Origin of the sequence: Chitinophaga sp., from assembly GCF_036566945.1 — a bacterium.
In the GTDB taxonomy this organism is placed as follows: domain Bacteria; phylum Bacteroidota; class Bacteroidia; order Chitinophagales; family Chitinophagaceae; genus Chitinophaga.
Window position 1 is genome coordinate 1 of record NZ_DATCVJ010000949.1, and the last position, 2,530, is coordinate 2,530.

The 2,530-nt window shown below is 44.3% G+C and carries 1 protein-coding gene; it reads left to right on the forward strand.

All coding sequences use genetic code 11. The features are described 5' to 3' along the window. Window positions 1-836: 836 nt before the first annotated feature. The coding region (locus tag VIP81_RS28595) for an aspartate kinase (RefSeq protein WP_331969686.1) at window positions 837-2,530 on the forward strand (1,694 nt) is incomplete at its 3' end.

Below are 2,530 nucleotides of genomic sequence, written 5' to 3' on the forward strand. Positions count from 1 at the left end.
CAATTAACGATTGAACGGGTGTATGATTCGTACTGGTGTATGATCGAAATGATATATCCATGCGGAACGGGTAAATAACAGTAACTAATCAGATATACATGCACGCGAACAGCAAAAAATCACTATTACAAAGTTACAGTATATAAACACGAAGAAGGGCCGGTAGTGGCCGTTGGGAAAGGTTATGCCAAAGTCGAATCCATGGCAAGTGCGGCCATGAGAAAGTAGTAGTTAAGCTGACTGTTGCTTGTATATTTCAGTGAAATGGACAAGTGGCGATTGTTTAGGCGACTAAGTTAAGGATATAATTTTATATTATCCAAAAGAGAACTTTGCCGAACTGGTATTTATGTTTTTACCCAAGCGGATATTTGTTTGTTGGATTTTACGGGAGAAGGAAAGAAATGGGTTCATGAAATGCATTAAATGTCATTACAATGTCACCAAATACTTGTTTTCATTTCATATTGAAATAATAAAAACATACCTACAGGGTCGTTATATTGAATTAATTTCACCATTACACCATTATATCAATACAAAATCAACCAATCATCCAATTTTTTAAAATATTTCTAAATATCGCCACTGCACTTTTATTTACCGGTGTAATTGTAGACTTTTGTTACACAATCGTCATATTTCAAATAGTGATACCGTTTTACACATATCAATTCTCTGTTACTCCTGCCTCTCAGCAGGACACGGACACTATGGCGACAACGACCACAATTATTACAACCCCACTGCGGGGTTAGTTTTCACATATTATCCAACGACCACGAAGTGGTACACAACCGGGAGGACCCGGAGTTATCTACGTATAAACTTTCCATATGCAAGTATTAAAATTTGGCGGCACTTCTGTCGGAAGCGCCAAAGCAATAGAACAGGTTTGCAACATCCTCAAAAAATATAAACCTGCCGGACAATATGCTATCGTTGTATCTGCACTTGGCGGCGTAACGGACAAGCTTATACGCTGCGGACAACTCGCAGAGCAAGGCAAGGAAGAATATAAAAATGTATTACAGGAAATTGAAGCCAGGCACCTGGATACGATCCGCGAACTATTCCCTATTACCGCACAAAGCGGGCAGATAAGCCAGCTGAAGAAAAAATTAAATGCCCTCGAAAACCTCTGCGATGGCATCTTCCAGGTAGCGGAACTCAGTCTGCGCACCCTGGATAAAATTATGAGCTACGGAGAACTGATGTCCTGCACCATCGTAGCGGAAAAACTCAAACAACAAGGCTTCTCTGCCACCTGTAAAGACAGTCGCGAGCTGATTGTTACAGATAATACCTTCGGCCACGCCGCTGTAAATTTTGTTGCCACCAATCATCATATTACCCAGTACTTCGCACAGTCGACCGTTGACTATGTAGTATTACCGGGCTTTGTAGCCGCTACCGCTGAAGGGGAAACCACTACCCTGGGCCGTGGTGGTTCTGATTATACCGCAGCCATCGTAGCTGCCGCCGTTAACGCTGAGGTACTCGATATATGGACAGACGTCAGCGGCATGATGACCGCAGATCCGCGCATCGTATCACAGGCCATTCCTATTTCGCATATCTCTTATGTGGAAGCGATGGAACTATCCCACTTCGGCGCCAAAGTCATCTATCCGCCTACCATTCAGCCGGTGATGAACAAACGCATTCCTATCTGGATCAAAAATACCTTTGCGCCGGAAGATCATGGCACCCTTATCCAGGACAGTGCCGACCGCAGTTTCCCGGTAACCGGCATTTCCGGTATACAACATATTGCCCTGCTCACACTGGAAGGCAGCGGCATGGTGGGCATACCCGGATTCTCTAAAAGACTGTTTGAATCGCTCTTACGGGAACGCATCAACGTGATTCTTATTACACAAAGTTCTTCAGAGCACTCCATTACTGTAGGCATCCATGAAACAGATATGCTGAAAGCCAAAACCACAGTAGATAGTGAGTTTGGTCAGGAAATACTGGAAAAACGCATTGAGCCGCTACAGGTAGAAAAAGATCTCTGCATCGTGGCCGTAGTAGGTGATAAAATGAAAAACCATCATGGCACCAGCGGCAAACTGTTTGGTACACTTGGACGTAACGGGATCAACGTAAGGGCCATTGCACAAGGCTCTACCGAGAAAAATATCTCTGCTGTTATTAATAAGGCAGACATTAAAAAAGCCCTGAACGTAATGCACGAAACCTTTTTTGAAATACCATTGAAACAGGTCAACCTCTTCATTGCCGGTGTAGGTAATGTAGGCAGCAAACTATTGGAGCAACTGCAGCAACAGCAACACTACCTGCGCGATGAACTGGGCTTACAGGTACGGGTGATTGGCCTGGCCAACAGTAAACATACCCTGTTACTGGAAGGTGGTATTGCTTTAGACAACTGGCGCGAACAACTGGAACAGGGCAGCCGCGTACGTACGGCAGATTTTGTGCAACAGATCAAATCATTGAACCTCCGCAACAGTGTATTCGTGGATAATACTGCCAGCAGCGACATCGCCGCCGTATACCATGA